At 68.0% G+C, this 14624-nt stretch carries 19 protein-coding genes and 1 tRNA gene; 7 read left to right on the top strand and 13 right to left on the bottom strand.

Features of this window, described 5'->3' with window-relative positions; all coding sequences use genetic code 11:
• Nucleotides 1-23 precede the first annotated feature (23 nt).
• Nucleotides 24-698 carry an OmpA family protein gene (locus ACWGL1_RS02100; RefSeq protein ID WP_291777117.1) on the bottom strand — a complete coding sequence of 225 codons (675 nt, stop codon included), beginning with the start codon at nucleotides 696-698 and terminating at the stop codon, nucleotides 24-26.
• A gap of 194 nt (nucleotides 699-892) precedes the next feature.
• Between ACWGL1_RS02100 and ACWGL1_RS02095 the strand changes: the two genes are divergently transcribed.
• Nucleotides 893-1312 (top strand): Hsp20 family protein, encoded by a 420-nt coding sequence (locus tag ACWGL1_RS02095; protein WP_291777120.1) that lies wholly within the window; start codon nucleotides 893-895, stop codon nucleotides 1310-1312.
• Nucleotides 1313-1372: 60 nt separating this feature from the next.
• Nucleotides 1373-1642: a DUF1150 family protein gene (locus ACWGL1_RS02090; protein ID WP_452111047.1), complete on the top strand. Its 270-nt coding sequence runs from the start codon at nucleotides 1373-1375 to the stop codon at nucleotides 1640-1642.
• A gap of 83 nt (nucleotides 1643-1725) precedes the next feature.
• Here the strand turns inward: ACWGL1_RS02090 and ACWGL1_RS02085 are convergent, their stop codons facing one another.
• The 11 genes from ACWGL1_RS02085 to rplU all read right to left on the bottom strand — a co-directional run bounded on the left by ACWGL1_RS02085 (nucleotide 1726) and on the right by rplU (nucleotide 9179).
• Nucleotides 1726-2190, bottom strand: a complete 465-nt coding sequence (locus ACWGL1_RS02085) for a PTS sugar transporter subunit IIA (RefSeq protein ID WP_291777126.1) — start codon at nucleotides 2188-2190, stop codon at nucleotides 1726-1728.
• Between the two features lie 77 nt (nucleotides 2191-2267).
• Nucleotides 2268-2918, bottom strand: a complete 651-nt coding sequence (hpf, locus tag ACWGL1_RS02080) for a ribosome hibernation-promoting factor, HPF/YfiA family (protein ID WP_291777129.1) — start codon at nucleotides 2916-2918, stop codon at nucleotides 2268-2270.
• A gap of 71 nt (nucleotides 2919-2989) precedes the next feature.
• Entirely contained in the window at nucleotides 2990-4513 is a 1524-nt protein-coding gene (rpoN, locus tag ACWGL1_RS02075; RefSeq protein ID WP_452111046.1) for an RNA polymerase factor sigma-54, read from the bottom strand.
• 107 nt (nucleotides 4514-4620) lie between these two features.
• Entirely contained in the window at nucleotides 4621-5418 is a 798-nt protein-coding gene (lptB, locus tag ACWGL1_RS02070; RefSeq protein WP_291777135.1) for an LPS export ABC transporter ATP-binding protein, read from the bottom strand.
• Nucleotides 5419-5424: 6 nt separating this feature from the next.
• Entirely contained in the window at nucleotides 5425-5925 is a 501-nt protein-coding gene (locus tag ACWGL1_RS02065; protein WP_291777138.1) for an LptA/OstA family protein, read from the bottom strand.
• Complete coding sequence (gene lptC / locus ACWGL1_RS02060; protein WP_291777142.1) at nucleotides 5922-6584, bottom strand: LPS export ABC transporter periplasmic protein LptC; 663 nt, start codon at nucleotides 6582-6584, stop codon at nucleotides 5922-5924. The genes ACWGL1_RS02065 and lptC overlap by 4 nt, the downstream gene beginning before the upstream one ends.
• Before the next feature lie 20 nt (nucleotides 6585-6604).
• Nucleotides 6605-7219 (bottom strand): ribonuclease D, encoded by a 615-nt coding sequence (locus ACWGL1_RS02055; RefSeq protein WP_291777145.1) that lies wholly within the window; start codon nucleotides 7217-7219, stop codon nucleotides 6605-6607.
• Nucleotides 7220-7380: 161 nt separating this feature from the next.
• A tRNA-Leu gene (locus tag ACWGL1_RS02050) sits at nucleotides 7381-7467 on the bottom strand.
• Between the two features lie 124 nt (nucleotides 7468-7591).
• Nucleotides 7592-8125 (bottom strand): GNAT family N-acetyltransferase, encoded by a 534-nt coding sequence (locus ACWGL1_RS02045; protein ID WP_452111045.1) that lies wholly within the window; start codon nucleotides 8123-8125, stop codon nucleotides 7592-7594.
• A gap of 177 nt (nucleotides 8126-8302) precedes the next feature.
• Nucleotides 8303-8587, bottom strand: coding sequence for a 50S ribosomal protein L27 (rpmA, locus tag ACWGL1_RS02040; RefSeq protein ID WP_040344569.1), 285 nt, complete (start codon nucleotides 8585-8587; stop codon nucleotides 8303-8305).
• Between the two features lie 97 nt (nucleotides 8588-8684).
• The gene (gene rplU, locus ACWGL1_RS02035; protein ID WP_291777160.1) at nucleotides 8685-9179 is read right to left on the bottom strand and encodes a 50S ribosomal protein L21; all 495 of its coding nucleotides are present in this window, start codon (nucleotides 9177-9179) and stop codon (nucleotides 8685-8687) included.
• A 293-nt stretch (nucleotides 9180-9472) separates the two neighbouring features.
• Between rplU and ACWGL1_RS02030 the strand changes: the two genes are divergently transcribed.
• The 4 genes from ACWGL1_RS02030 to ACWGL1_RS02015 all read left to right on the top strand — a co-directional run bounded on the left by ACWGL1_RS02030 (nucleotide 9473) and on the right by ACWGL1_RS02015 (nucleotide 12536).
• Nucleotides 9473-10132, top strand: coding sequence for a hypothetical protein (locus ACWGL1_RS02030; RefSeq protein ID WP_291777162.1), 660 nt, complete (start codon nucleotides 9473-9475; stop codon nucleotides 10130-10132).
• 85 nt (nucleotides 10133-10217) lie between these two features.
• The gene (locus ACWGL1_RS02025) at nucleotides 10218-11213 is read left to right on the top strand and encodes a cation diffusion facilitator family transporter (RefSeq protein WP_452111044.1); all 996 of its coding nucleotides are present in this window, start codon (nucleotides 10218-10220) and stop codon (nucleotides 11211-11213) included.
• A gap of 49 nt (nucleotides 11214-11262) precedes the next feature.
• A complete protein-coding gene (locus ACWGL1_RS02020; RefSeq protein ID WP_291777167.1) occupies nucleotides 11263-12342 on the top strand; it encodes a CobW family GTP-binding protein in 1080 nt (359 codons plus the stop codon).
• Nucleotides 12339-12536 (top strand): DUF2093 domain-containing protein, encoded by a 198-nt coding sequence (locus tag ACWGL1_RS02015; protein WP_452111043.1) that lies wholly within the window; start codon nucleotides 12339-12341, stop codon nucleotides 12534-12536. The genes ACWGL1_RS02020 and ACWGL1_RS02015 overlap by 4 nt, the downstream gene beginning before the upstream one ends.
• Before the next feature lie 193 nt (nucleotides 12537-12729).
• On the opposite strand, the gene ACWGL1_RS02010 is transcribed toward ACWGL1_RS02015, so the two are convergent.
• Nucleotides 12730-13416: an alpha/beta fold hydrolase gene (locus tag ACWGL1_RS02010; RefSeq protein WP_452111042.1), complete on the bottom strand. Its 687-nt coding sequence runs from the start codon at nucleotides 13414-13416 to the stop codon at nucleotides 12730-12732.
• 88 nt (nucleotides 13417-13504) lie between these two features.
• On the opposite strand from ACWGL1_RS02010, the gene ACWGL1_RS02005 reads away from it, so the two are divergent.
• On the top strand, nucleotides 13505-14470 hold the full coding sequence (locus ACWGL1_RS02005) for a WD40 repeat domain-containing protein (protein ID WP_452111041.1): 966 nt from the start codon (nucleotides 13505-13507) through the stop codon (nucleotides 14468-14470).
• The last annotated feature ends 154 nt before the right edge of the window (nucleotides 14471-14624 follow it).

The raw sequence follows: 14624 nt of genomic DNA, 5'->3' as shown, positions 1-14624 counted from the left end.
CTGTTTCAGGCCGTTCCGGCCGATCAGCCCGTGAAGGGACGGATCAGGATCTCGACGCGACGGTTCTGAGCCTTGCCCTCGACCGTGTCGTTGGAGGCGATGGGGTTGCGGGCGCTCATGCCGGCCACATAGATGCGTTCGCGCATCACGCCCCGGTCGATCAGATAGGAGGCGACCGAGGAGGCGCGGCGTTCGGACAGCGGCTGGTTGATGGCGTCGCCGCCCGAGGAGTCGGTGTGGCCGACCACATCGACCATGGACCGGTCGTATTCGTTCAGCACGCGGGCCACGTCGTCCAGCACCGGCAGGAAGCGGGCGTCCAGCGACGACTGGTTGGTGGCGAAGGTCACGTCGGAGGGCATGCGCAGCACCAGGTTGTCGCCCTGACGGGCCACGCCGACGCCGGTGCCCGACAGTTCGGCTTCCAGGGCGCGCTGCTGACGGTCCATGTACTGACCGACGCCGGCGCCGGCCAGGGCGCCGATGCCCGCGCCGATCAGAGCGTTCTTGCGGCCCTGTTCGCCGCTCGAGGTGTTGGTCAGATAGCCGAGCAGGGCGCCGCCCACGGCCCCGGCGATGGCGCCGGTTCCCGTGTTGTTGCGGCGCGGGGCGGAGCTGTAGGGATCGGTCGTGGTGCAGGCGGCGGCGCCCAGCAGGGCGGCGATGCTGACGCCGACGACGGCGAGCTTGGCGCTCATGGGGAATTCCTTTCGATGGTCGCGATCTTCGCGAAAAACGCGAAGCATATGGTGAAGGTTCCAACCTGTATGCGGGGTGAACGAAGGTCCGGCGTTGACCCGAAGGCCCCATCTTCCCATCTATCCTTCAGGCCGGATCTTCTGCCGACGTCGGGGAAGATCGGACGGCCGAGGTCGCTTCGTTAGAGGGCCCCATGACTGCACGCACCCTGCTGTTCGACAGCCCCTTCCTGTTGGGCTTCGATCATACCCGAGCCCTGATCGACCGGGCCGCCAAGGCGGCGGCCGAATCCTACCCGCCTTATAATGTGGAGCAGCTCGGCGACGCCGCCGTGCGCATCACCCTGGCTGTGGCGGGGTTCACGCCGGACGAGCTGTCCGTCACCGTCGAGGGACGGCAGCTGACCATCACCGGCAAACGAGAGGACGCCGGGCGCGACCCTCAGGCCTTCCTGCATCGCGGCATCGCGGCGCGGGGCTTTGTCCGCAGCTTCGTCCTGGCCGATGGACTGGAGATCGCGGGCGCCCGGCTGGAGCACGGTCTGCTGCACGTGGACCTGATCCGCCCGGAGCAGGAACGCAGCGTGCGGCGCATTCCCATCACGACGGGCTGAGCCCAGCCGTCGAACCGCCTGGCTCTGCAGGCGTTCAGTCAAGCGTAAGGAGGCGGTCTTATGACGCCCACCATGAAGATGCCCAATACGAAGATCCCCGACTTCGCCGATTTCGGCGCCCCGGACCTGGTCTATGTGCGCGCCATCCGCGCCTCCGACGTTCTGGCCGACGCTCGCGTCGAGACCTCGTCCGAACTGGAGATCGATCCCGATCAGATTCTCTACGCCGTGCATGGCGCTGACGGCGAACGTCTGGCGGTCATGCTGGATCGCGAAACCGCCTTCGCCGCCGCCGTCGCCCATGACCTGGAGCCGATGTCGGTTCACTAGGCTCGGTTCGGATGGAATCGATCCGAGCTCCGATATTCGCTCCAGGCGGCGGACGCTCGCCCTTCCTGTAAAGGGAAGACCGCTCAGGCGGCGGTCTTTGACACGTCCTTAACGAACAGGGCCCGGATGGCGTCGACCGTCCGCGCCTGACGCAGTTGTTCGCGCAGTTCCGGCGAGCGCAGGGCGCGCGACACGGCCGCCAGGGCGCGCAGGTGTTCGGCCCCGGCCTCCAGCGGCGCGAACAGGGCGAACAGCAGGTCGACCGGACGATCGTCCAGCGACTCATAGGCCACCGGCGTGTCCAGCCGCACGAAGACGGCGCAGACGCGGTCCAGTCCCTGGATGCGGGCGTGCGGCACGGCGACGCCAGAGCCCAGGCCCGTCGAACCCAGGGCCTCGCGCTCCTGCAGCGCCTCGAACGCCTTGTCGGCGTCCATGTCGAAGGCGGCGCCGAAGGCTTCGGCCACGGCGTGAAGGGCCTGACGTTTGGATGACGCGCCGCCCCGCAGGACGATCCCGTCCGACGACAGCAAATCAGCGATGTCCATGCTTACCCCGAAAATCGAACCCGACATTGGCGGAAGGGCGAGTGCTCTTTAGCCTCTTCGCCCTTCCTGAGGAAGCCTCAGCCGACGGCTTGCGCCGCCGCGCCCTTGGTCGTGCGTTGCGGATCGATCCAGCCGACGTTGCCGTCGGGCCGGCGATAGACCACGGCCAGACCGCCGTGGGCGGCGTTGCGGAACATCACCAGCGGATAGCCGGTCATGTCCAGTTCCGCCACGGCGCGTCCTACGGTCAGGGTGCGGATCTCCGACTCGGTCTCGGCGATGACCATGCCGACAGGCGGCGGTTCGCCAGGCAGGCCGGCGTCGCCGAAGGCCTCGTCCTCGACCGTGTCGGGGTCGCGGAAGATGGTCATGGCGGCGACTTCACGCGCCGCGTTCTCGGTCTTCTCGGGCGACAGGCCCTTGGGACCGATATGGTGGTCCTTCAGGCGGCGCTTGTAGCGGCGCACCCGTTTTTCCAGCTTGTCCAGGCTGTCCGAGAAGGCGGCCTGGGCGTCGCCGCCGAAACCCGTCGTCACCAGGGACTGGCCCGAGGCCAGACGCACCCAGCAATCGACCCGGAAGCCGTGTCGATCCTTGGACACCACGACCTCGGCGTCTTGAGCGCCGCGGGCGAAATATTTGCCGACTCCCTCTTCGAGTTCCTGGGAGATGCGCGAGCTTAGCGCTTCGCCGACATCCACTTGCTTGCCGCTGACTTGGATCTTCATGTCCCTAGAACGCGACTGACCGGCTTTGGTGTCAATGGCGATCACCGATTTGTGGTGACGCTTGGTCGCAGTCAGCCGGCCTTCATCAGGCGGCGGCGCTGGATCGACGAGGGAATGCGCAGGGCTTCGCGATATTTCGCCACAGTGCGCCGGGCGATGTCGATTCCCGCCTCGTTCAGGATCTCGACGATGCGGTCGTCGCTCAGCACGTCGCCGTCGCCGGATTCGCCGTCGATCATGGTCTTGATTCTCTGGCGTACGGCCTCGGCCGAGTGGGCCGCGCCGCCGTCGCTGGACTGGATGGCGGCGGTGAAGAAGAACTTCAGCTCGAACACCCCGCGCGGGGTGGCCACGTATTTGTTCGAGGTGACGCGGCTGACCGTCGATTCGTGCATCTCGATGGCTTCGGCCACCGTCTTCAGCGTCAGGGGGCGCAGGAACTCGACGCCGAAGGCCAGGAAGGCGTCCTGCTGGCGCACGATCTCGGATGCGACCTTCATGATGGTGCGGGCGCGCTGGTCCAGCGACTTGACCAGCCAACTGGCCTGGGCCGCGCAGTCGGCGACGAAGGTCTTCTCGACGTCCGAGCGGGCGCCCGCCGCCACCACGGCGTGATAGCGTTTGTCGACCAGCAGGCGGGGCAGGGTGTCGGTGTTCAGCTCGACCCGCCAGCCGCCGGCCGGATCGGGACGCACATGGACGTCGGGCACGACCGTCTGGGCCGGTTCGCCGCCGAAGCCTGCGCCGGGGCGCGGCGTCAGGGCCTTCAGCTCGGCGATCATCTCGGCCAGATCCTCGCCGTCGACGCCGCAGACCTTGCGCAGGGCGGTCAGGTCGCGTCGCGCCAGCAGCTCAAGATTGTCCAGCAGGGCGCCCATGGCCGGGTCGAAGCGGTTGCGCTCGATCAACTGCAGCTTCAGGCATTCGGGAATGGAGCGGGCCATGACGCCCGTCGGCTCGAAGCCGTGGCAGACGGCCAGCACCGTCTCGATGCGCGCCGCATCGACGCCCAGCCGTTCGGCGATCTCGTCGAGGTCGGCGCGCAGATAGCCGCCCTCGTCCGTGGCGTCGATCAGGGTCAGGGCGATGGCGTGGTCGGCCGGGCCGAACCCGGCGGCCGAGGCCTGGGCCTGCAGATGCTCCCACAGGGTCTCGTCCCGATGGTCGGGCCGCTCGCGCTCCTCGCCGTCGGCCAGGCCGCCGCCCGAGCCTGCGCGGGACCAGTCGGTCAGGCCGGGCTGGTCGGTCGCCTGGTCGCCCTGTCGGTCGCCGACGCGTTCGCCGGGGGCGGCGTCGCCGTAGAGGTCGTCGGCGCCGGCGTCCAGGGTCTGGGCGTGGGCGTCCGAGCCTTCGACGAAGCGCAGTTCGCCCTCGTCGCCGCCGTCGGCGGTTGGGGCGTCCTGGGAAGCCTCGGGCGCGGTGTCGACGCCGGGTTCGCCCTCGTCCCGTTGCAGCAGGGGATTGCGCTCCAGTTCGCCCTCGACGAAGGCTTCCAGCTCAAGGTTCGACAGTTGCAGCAGCTTGATCGCCTGCTGCAGCTGGGGCGTGATGACCAGCCCCTGCCCCTGTCTGACCTGCAGCCTTTGCCCGATCACGTCGTTCCACCCCGCACGCAGGCGCTGTTGGCCCGCTTCTTGCTGGGATCATGATCCGAAGCTGTTAACGTCAGGCGAACGGCGCTTTCGTCGTGCGCCTTTCGACGTCAGGCGTACATCTCGCCCAGGTAGACGCGGCGCACCTCGGCGTCGGCCACCGCCTCGTCGGCTGTGCCCTCGAACAGGACGGAGCCGGACGAGATGATCGAGACGCGGTCGATGATGTCCAGGGTCTCGCGCACATTGTGGTCGGTGATCAGCACGCCGATGCCCTGACCCGACAGATAGCGGATCACCTGGCGGATGTCGGCGATCGCCAGCGGATCGATGCCGGCGAAGGGTTCGTCCAGCAGCATGAAGCTGGGCCGGGCGGCCAAGGCGCGGGCGATCTCGACGCGCCGGCGCTCGCCGCCGGACAGGCCGGTGGCCGGGGCGTGGCGCAGATGGTCGATGCGCAGCTCCTCCAGCAGGCGGGTGGTCTCGTCGCGCACGCCGGCGGCCGTCGTCTCGCGCAGTTCGACCACGGCCTTGACGTTCTGCTCGACCGTCATGCCGCGGAAGATGGAGGCTTCCTGCGCCAGATAGCCCAGGCCCATGCGCGCGCGCTGGTACATGGGCTGTTGGGTGATGTCCTCATTGTCCAGCCAGATCGAGCCGCTGTCGGCGGGGATCAGGCCGGTGATCATGTAGAAGCAGGTCGTCTTGCCCGCCCCGTTGGGACCCAGCAGGCCGCAGACCTCGCCGCGCTGGACGTTCAGGGAGACGTCGCGCACCACCTGACGCTGGCCGAAGCTGCGGGCGATGTGCTCGACGCGCAGCCCGGTGGGACGCGCCTCCTCAAGCGCCGTCGTCTCTGCGGCGGCGGGGGCGTCCCGGTTGAGGGCGGAGAGTTCCTTGCGCGCCACGCGGGGTCAGTTCCCTTGCGGATAGAAGACGCCCTGGACGCGGCCGTTGGCGCCCCCGCCCTCGATGCGGGCCGTCTCGGTGCGGACGTTGTAGACGAGGCGGTTGCCGGTCAGGACGCTCTTGCCCTGGGTCAGGATCACGTCGCCGGTCACCACGACGTTGCCGTCGTTCAGCGTATAGACGGCGCGGTCGCCCTTCATGCTCTGGTCCGGGGTGACGAAGTAGACGCCGCCGCTCGCCTCGATGCGGGTCAGGTCGCCGTTGGCGGTGAAGCCGCGGATGGCGTCGGCGCGCAGGCGGTTCGACCCCTGCGTCACCTCGGCCCGGCCCCGCAGGGAGAAGCCGTCGGGCGTGTACTCGCCGGCGTCGGCGCCGTACTGGACCGGCTGGCGGCTGGCGTCGGCGCGGTTGGCTGATGCGTTCTGGGCGCCCGAAACGGCGGGCAGGGCCAGGGCGGTCAGCAGGGCGACGCCCGCGAGCGTCAGTTTGGACTTGGACATGTTCATCTGTCGGCTCCGGCGGGATTGATGGTCCCGCGCACCTTGTTTTCGCCCTGGCCGTTGAAGACGACCCGCTGGCCCTGATCATAGATCGCATAAGACGAAGCATCGATGCTTCCAAGGGGGCCGCGACCCTGCACCCCCTTGTCGCCGGTGACGACGCCGGTGTCCGTGTCGACCACGGCTTCCGGCGTGGTCAGCTCCCAGCCCGTGCCGCCGTCGGAGATCTTGACGTTCGGGCCGATGACGACCTTGCGCTGCGTCTCGATATAGGTGCCGCCGTCGGCGCTCAGCTCCGTCGTCTTTCGCGCGCCCAGGTTCAACCGCAGCAGGGGGCCGATCAGGCGGAAATGGCCGGTCGCCGGGTCGCGCACCGCGCCCTGGGCGCCGATGACGAAGGAGCGCCCCTGCGCGTCCTGGCCGTGGAACATGGGGTTGTCCAGGCGGATCTCGCGGCTCTCGCTGGCCTTGCGCTCCACCCCCGACATGACGGTGCGGAACACGGTCCAGGTCAGGGCGCCCCCCGCCAGCATCAGGATGACGATGGGCAGGACGCGCCGATACAGCTTCACCCGCCGCGAGCGCGTGCGCCAGCGTTCGCCGGCGCGGGCGACGCGCGCCTCGTCGGCGCGCTTCTGCTCGTCCTGGGCGTGCTGTTCGCTCATCGGCGTTTCAGGTCCGTCCTTCAGGCGTGGGCGAAGATGTCGATCTCGTCCCAACCGGCCAGGTCGAGGCGCGAGCGCATGGGCAGGAAGTCGAAGCAGGCCTGGGCCAGCTCCATGCGGCCCTCGCGGACCAGCATCTCGTTCAGCCGGTCCTTGATGGCGTGCAGGTAGAGAACGTCCGAGGCGGCGTAATCCATCTGCGCCTGGCTCAGTTCGGCCGCCCCCCAGTCCGAGCTCTGCTGCGCCTTGGACATGTCGACCCCGGCCAGTTCGCGCGCCACGTCCTTCAGGCCGTGCCGGTCGGTATAGGTGCGCGCCAGCTTGGAGGCGATCTTGGTGCAGTAGACCGGCCGCGTCTCGACGCCCAGGTGCAGTTCGAACATGCCGATGTCGAAGCGGCCGAAGTGGAAGATCTTCAGCACCTTCGGATCGGTCAGCAGCCGCTTGAGGTTGGGGCAGTCATAGGCGGGGCGGTTCAGGCGCACGACGTGGGCGTTCCCGTCGCCGGACGACAGCTGCACCACGCACAGCGGGTCGCGACGGAAGCGCAGGCCCATCGTCTCGGAATCGATCGCGACCTCGGGACCCAGGTCGAGGCCGTCGGGCAGGTCGCCCTCGTGGAAATAAACCGTCATGCGCGCAAACTCGTCAGTCGTTCAGGCCGTAACATAGACGAACCGCGCGCTATCGCCAGAACGCAGGCTCGACCTTTGCTGTCGCGGCGCAGGGAAGGGGAGGTCGGGGCCGAAATGACAAACGGCGCCGCATCCTATCGGATACAGCGCCGCTTGAGAAATGGTGCCCAGGAGAAGACTCGAACTTCCACGACCGTTAAGCCACTGGCACCTGAAGCCAGCGCGTCTACCAATTCCGCCACCTGGGCCCGGTGGGTCGCCCCGCCGAGGCGCGGACTAATAGGGGGGACCCTCGGGGCGGTCAACAGCCTTTTTCCGCTTTCGTGAAAAAACTGCGTCGCTGACCGAAAGCCCCGCGATTTCCGCACCCTATCAGGCCAGCCAGACCATCATCCGCGTATCGGCGCTTTCGCCCCGGGCGCGGCTGAAGGCCGGACGGGTCTCGCCGGTGTAGAGGAAGCCCGCCTTCTCCAGCACTCGGCCCGAGGCGGGGTTGTCGGCGAAGTAGCCGGCCATCAGGGCGCGGCGCTTCCACCGCGTCGAGGCCCAGACCAGGGCGCCTTGCAGCGCCTCGGTCGCATAGCCGCGACCCCAGAACTCCCGTCCGATCCAATAGCCCGCTTCGGGCACGGCGTCGGCGTCGTGGAACATGCCGATGACGCCCACAGGGCCGTGATCCTCATGCTCGATCAGGAAGGTGTTGGCCTTCTTCGGATCCTGGGACGCCACCTGCAGCACGAAGTCCTCGGCGTGGTCGACGCCGAAGGGGTGGGGCATCCGCTTGGTCATGCGGGCGATGTCGTGGTCATTGGCCAGGGTCGCGATCCGCGACACGTCCTGGGCGCCGGGGGCGCGCAGCAGCAGGCGCCGCGTCTCGACGACGGGAGAGGTTTCGATCACGCACATGGTTCGGCCTCGATGTCTTCGGCGCCGCCTCCTTGGAGGGCTCGGGCGGCTTCGAGGCGGGGAAACGCAAACGGGGAGCCTGGTGATCCAGACTCCCCGCGGAAAATTTTCCCTTGGTCCGGATCGGGCTGCTGTCGAGAGCAACGCGATCCGGGGAAATACTGTCCTGGCTTCGCGTTACTCGGCGGCCATCGCCTGGGCGTCGTCGTTGGCCGGGAGAATCGACACGTAACAACGGCCGCCACGTTTGGTGGTGAACTGCACCGCGCCGGTCGCCGTGGCGAACAGGGTGTGGTCGCGGCCCAGGCCGACGTTGGCGCCCGGGTGGAATTTGGTGCCGCGCTGACGCACGAGGATGTTGCCGGCCAGCACGCGCTCGCCGCCGAACTTCTTCACGCCAAGGCGCTTCGACTCGGAGTCGCGACCGTTGCGCGACGAACCGCCGGATTTCTTGTGAGCCATCTTGCTGCTCCTCTTCTTGGGGCGCTATCGGCCATTCGGCCTGCTTGAGCGCACCCTCACGATCTGGACTGGCGCTGATCCAGCGCCGGTGAAACTCTTAGGCTTCGGCGCCTTCGGCGGCGTCAGCCTTCTTGGCGGCGGCCTTCTTGGCCGGAGCCTTCTTGGCCTTCGGAGCCTCGGCTTCGACAGCCTCGACGCGCGGGGCCAGGCCACGGGCGCGGGCGTTGATTTCCGCCTTGGTGATCAGCTCGACCTTGCCGTCCCACTTGGCCTTCTCGCCGGCGCCTTCGATGCCGGTGATGCGCAGGACCGATTCCATCTGGCGATGGCCGTTCGTGCGGCGATAGCCCTGACGACGGATCTTCTTGAAGATCTTGATCTTCTCGCCCTTGCGGGTCTCGATCAGCGTGGCTGCGACAGCGGCGCCGTCGATCAGCGGAGCGCCGACCGTAACACCCTTGTCGCCGCCCAGCATGAGGACTTCACCGAAATTGACGGCAGCGCCAGCGTCGCCGTCGATCTTCTCGACAACAATCACATCGCCCGGTTGAACCCGGTACTGCTTTCCGCCGGTCTTGATCACCGCGTACATTAGGAAGCCTCAGCGTGAACGCAAAAATGGATGCGCCCGCCAGGAGACCCTGCGGGCGAAGAGCGGCGACATATACGGATGGTCACGGAAGAGTCAACGTGAAACGGACGCCTGCCGGGCCAAAACCCGCATGAAACCGGTTCCTGGCGGACTCTGTGGCCGGATCGCACGGACCACGCAAGCCGATAGGCGCGCATAGGGGCATATATAGAGAGCGCGGCGTGACGCCGCGCATGAAGATTCTTCGCCGATTCTTCTCGACTGTTATAAGATAACATTCTAAGGGAGCGGCCATGTCTTCTCCCGATCTCGCCGAGCCGGTGCTGCTGTCGCTTCTGGGCGGCGGCTTCGTCGCGGCCTTCCTGCACGCGGCCCTGCCGACCCACTGGCTGCCTTTCGTCCTCGTCGGCCGCGCCCAGCGCTGGAGCGTGGCGCGGGTGATGACGGCCGTGGTCACGGCCGGTCTGGCGCATATCGTGTCGACCGCGGTGGTCGGCTCGCTGATCGTGGCGGCCGGTCTGGCGTTGAACCGCTGGGTGGAGGGGCTGCTGCCCCACCTGTCGGCGGCCCTTTTGTTCCTGTTCGGCGCCTTCTACCTGGCCAGGGCCTCGCTGAGGCGCCCGGCGACCGCAGGCGGGCCCGCGACCGAACTGGCCGAGCCGGCGGTGTCGGATCGCGCCGCCTTCTGGGGCTTGGTGCTGATGATGGCCGTGACGCCGGGCGAGGTGCTGCTGCCCATCTACCTGTCCTCGGCGACCGAGGGCGTGGGGGCGCTGGCCCTTCTGACTCTGGCCTTCACGGCCGGAACGGTGCTGGGCATGACCCTGCTGGCGGCCCTGGCGACCGCAGGCTACTCCATCCTGCGGCTGGAGCGGTGGGCGCGCTACGAGGGGGCCATCCTGGGTGGAGCCCTGATCCTGATCGGCTTCCTGGTGCTGACGCACCAGCACTGAGTTTCGATAGGTTATCTATTTACATTCAAGGACTTATCCTGGCGGGTCTTGACCTTCCCGCGAGGGAGGATCTAGCTGAACGGACATGGCGCACGATCACGCACACGGCCATGACGGCCACGATCATCACGATCATTCCCACAGCCATGCTCACGGGCATTCGCACGGCCATTCCCATGGCCATTCCCATGGTCTGGGCGGGCATCATCACCATCATGGCCCGACCGACACGGGCGACTGGCGCTACGCCGTCGGCCTGATCGTCAACCTGGCCTTTGTCGCCGCCGAGTTCACGGCCGGATTCATCGCCGATTCCACCGCCCTGATGGCGGATGCGGGCCACAATCTGTCGGATGTGCTGGGCCTGGCCATGGCGGGCGGGGCGGCCTGGCTGGCGCGGCGCGCGGCGGGGCCGAAGCGCACCTACGGCTATGGCAAGGCGACGGTCCTGGCGGCCCTGGGCAACGCCCTTCTGCTGATCTTCGCCTGTGGGGCCATCGCCTTCGAGGCGGTGCGCCGCCTGGCCGAGCCCGCGCCGGTGGCCTCGGGCGTCATCATCGCCGTGGCGGGGATCGGCTTCGTCATCAACCTGGGCACCGCCCTGCTGTTCATGAAGGACCAGCACAAGGACCTGAACGTGCGCGGCGCCTATCTGCACATGATGGCCGACGCCGCCGTGTCGCTGGGCGTGGTCGTCGCCGGGGCGGTCATCCTGTTGACCGGCTGGTCGATGATCGACGGGATCGTCAGCCTGCTCATCGTCGCCGTCATCATGATCGGCACCTGGGGCCTGCTGAAGGATTCGGTGAACCTGGCGCTGGACGCCGCGCCGAACGGGTTGGACGTGGGCGAGATTCGCGCCGCCTTCCTGGCCCTGCCGGGGGTGACGGCGGTGCACGACCTGCACGTCTGGGGCCTGTCGACCACGGACGCGGCCCTGACCGCCCATATCGTCCACCAGGGTCCCGACGGCGACGCCCTTCTGGCCGAGGCGCAAGGCCTGGCGCGCGGTCGATTCGACATCAGCCACACGACCCTTCAGCTGGAAACGGCGGTCCTGCCGGATTGTCCGACCTGCTGAGCGGTTTCGCCTCTTCCCAAGGCGGCCCTCAGCCGCCATCTAGCGAGCCATGACCCAGAAGACACCCGTGACCGTCCTCACCGGCTACCTCGGCGCCGGCAAGACCACCCTGCTGAACCGCATCCTCACCGAGGACCACGGCAAGCGCTACGCCGTCATCGTCAACGAGTTCGGCGAGATCGGCATCGACAACGACCTGGTGGTCGGCGCCGACGAGGACGTGTTCGAGATGAACAACGGCTGCGTCTGCTGCACGGTGCGCGGCGACCTGATCCGCGTGGTCAACGGCCTGATGAAGCGCCAGCGCCCCGGCAAGCCCGCCTTCGACGCCATCATCGTCGAGACGACCGGCCTGGCCGACCCCGGCCCGGTGGCCCAGACCTTCTTCGTCGACGACGAGGTCAAGGCCAAGACCCAGCTGGACAGCGTCACCGCCCTGGTCGACGCCAAGCACGTCATGGCGCGTCTGGACGACTCCAAGGAGGCGCGCGAACAGGTCGCCTTCGCCGACCGCATCATCCTGAACAAGATCGATCTGGTGGACGAAGCCCAACTTGCGGCCGTCGAGGCCCGCCTGCGCGCGCTGAACCCGCTGGCCCCCATCGTGCGCGCCGAACGCTCGAACGTGCCGCTGGATCAGGTGTTGGGCCTGCACGCCTTCGACCTGGACCGCATCCTCGAGGTCAAGCCGGACTTCGTGAACCCGCCCCACGGCGCCGAGGGCCATGTCCACGACGAGCATTGCGGCCATGATCACCACCACCATGACCACGCGCACGATCATGACCATCACGATGGGCATGACCACGGCCCGCGCGGCCACGCGCACGAGGATGACATCAAGGGGATTTCCCTAACGCTGGATCGCCCGCTGGACGGCGCCCGCTTCACGGCGTGGCTGGACAAGCTTCTGGGCGAGCAGGGCCAGAACATCCTGCGCGCCAAGGGCATCATCGACGTGGCCGGCGAGGACCGCCGCCTGGTCTTCCAGGCCGTGCACATGATCCTCGAAGGCGACCTCCAGAAGCCCTGGGGCGAAAAGGAGCGCCGCTGGAGCCGCGCCGTCTTCATCGGCCGTGATCTGGACGAAGCGGCCCTGAAGGCCGGGTTCGAGGCCTGCGCGGCATGACGGGGCGTGTGGAAGCCAGACTGATCTACGGCACGCCCGATTTCGAGATCCTGCAGCGCGGCGACTTCGTCCGCTGCGCCGTCTCGGGCGCGCCGATCCCGCTGGAGGCCCTCAACTACTGGAGCGTCGAGCTTCAGGAGGCCTATGCGTCCGGCGAACTGATGACGAAGCGCTGGGTCGAGACGCACAGCTAACACCCTCTCCCGGCGGGAGAGGGCTTGAGCGCACGAGAGCGGAGCGATCGTTCTTGCGCGAAAGGGTGAGGGGCTTGTCCCGTCAATCGGCGTCAGCCGTCGCGCCACGGCCTTTGGCCGACGTCACCCGCGAACCCTCACCTTTTCGGCTTGCGGTTCGCCTTTGGCTCTCCGAGCCTCAAGCCCTCTCCCATCAGGAGAGGGACGCGAGCCATTCCGTCATCACCCGCGCCAGCGCCTTCGGCTGTTCCAGCGGGATCATGTGGCCGGTGTGCGTCACCGTCTCCAGCGTCGAGCCTGCGATCCCGCGGTGCAGTTCCTCCGCCTCCTCAGCGCTGCGCAGCCGATCCGCATCCGCCGCCACGATCAGCGTTGGCTGAGCGATCTCTCCCAGCCGCTCCAGATCGCCCGCCCGCGCCATCGCCGACTGACGGTGAAACACCTCGCCGCCCAGCCGCAAGCCCATGTCGCGCACCCGCGTGATCATCGCCTCGTCGTCCGCCAGATCGGGGTGCAGGGACGAGACGATGGCCGGTCGGCTCAACCCCTTGAAGGCCTTCGGCGGCGCCTTCAGGGCCGAGCGCCGTTGGCGGATCAGTTCGTCGGTATCTCCCCGCGCCGAGGTGGCGATCAGGATCAGGGCTTCCACCCGCTGCGGCGCGATCCGCGCCAGTTCGCGCGCCACATAGCCGCCCATGGAGAAGCCCACGGGGACGAACCGTTCGGGCGCGTCGCTCAGGATCGCCGCCGCCATGCTCTCTATATCCTCGCCCCGGCTGAGGTCGGTGGCGACCAGCGGCCCGAACGGGGCCAGATCGTCTTTCAGGGCGTCCCACAGGGTCGCATCGGCCATGAAGCCGGGAATGAGCAGCAGGGTCATGGCCCCCTCATAGACCCGCCACGCGACAGACGCGACGGGGGAGGTTATGAGGCGCATCCGACTTCTTTTTCGCCCTGCGTGAGCCGACATGACGACCTTCTCCTTCGACGCCCAGGTCACCGCCGCCCTGTTCGACAAGACCGGCGCGATCTTCGCCCTGGGCGACGGCTCGGTGCGGTTCGAGAGCGGCGCCCGCAGCGAGGTCCATGACGGCGCCGTCCTGTGCGCCTGCGTCCACCCCTCGGGCGAGGGGATCGTCACCGGCGGCGACGACGGCAAACTGGTCTGGAGCCGCGAGGGCGAGGCCGTCCTGCTGGCCCAGACCAAGGGCCAATGGATCGACGCCGTCGCCGCTTCGCCCGAGTCGGGGCTGATCGCCTTCTCCTCGGGCCGCACCCTGAGCGTGCTGGACGTCAAGGACCCGCACTTCCGCCGCGACTTCCAGCACGAGCGCACCGTCTCGGGCGTGGCCTTCGACCCCAAGGGCCGCCGCATCGCCGCCTCGACCTATGGCGGCGCCTGGCTGTGGTACGCCCGCATCGAGCAGCAGCAGCCGACGAAGCTGGCCTGGGCCGGATCGCACCTGGCGGTCGGCTTCTCGACCGACGGCGCCTTTGTCGTCACCTCGATGCAGGACAACCAACTGCACGGCTGGCGCCTGAAGGATCAGAAGAACATGCGGATGGGCGGCTATCCGTCCAAGATCAAGAGCTTCGCCTTCATGGCCAAGGGGCAGCTTCTGGCCACCTCGGGCGCGCAGGGCGTGGTGCTGTGGCCCTTCGTCGGCTCCAACGGGCCGATGGGCCGCGAGGCGACCGAGATCGGCTATGACGAGACGACCCTGATCGCCCAGGTCGCCGCCGCCCCCGCCCATGGCCGTCTGGCGGCGGGGCTGGAAGACGGGCGCGTCTGGTGGGCCGATCCGGCCGGGCGCGGCCTTCAGTTCGTCAAGCCGGACAAGGGCGCCCCCATCACCGCCCTGGCCATGAGTTCCGGCGCCGCCCGCATCGCCTGGGCCGACGAGGACGGCCAGGCGGGCGTGGCTGCGCTCTGATCCGTATCCCTCCACGCCGTCATCCTCGGGCTTGACCCGAGGATCCAGCCCCTCGACGGTTCTGCGATCCTCGTTCAGGTGCCGGCGCTCCTGGATTCTCGGGTCAAGCCCGAGAATGACGGCGGTTTGGCAAGCGTCGCCGTGATTTCTCAAC

The organism is Brevundimonas sp. NPDC055812 (assembly GCF_053616535.1).
Note: the sequence above shows the minus strand (reverse complement) of the source record. Positions and strands in the feature narration are given on the sequence as shown.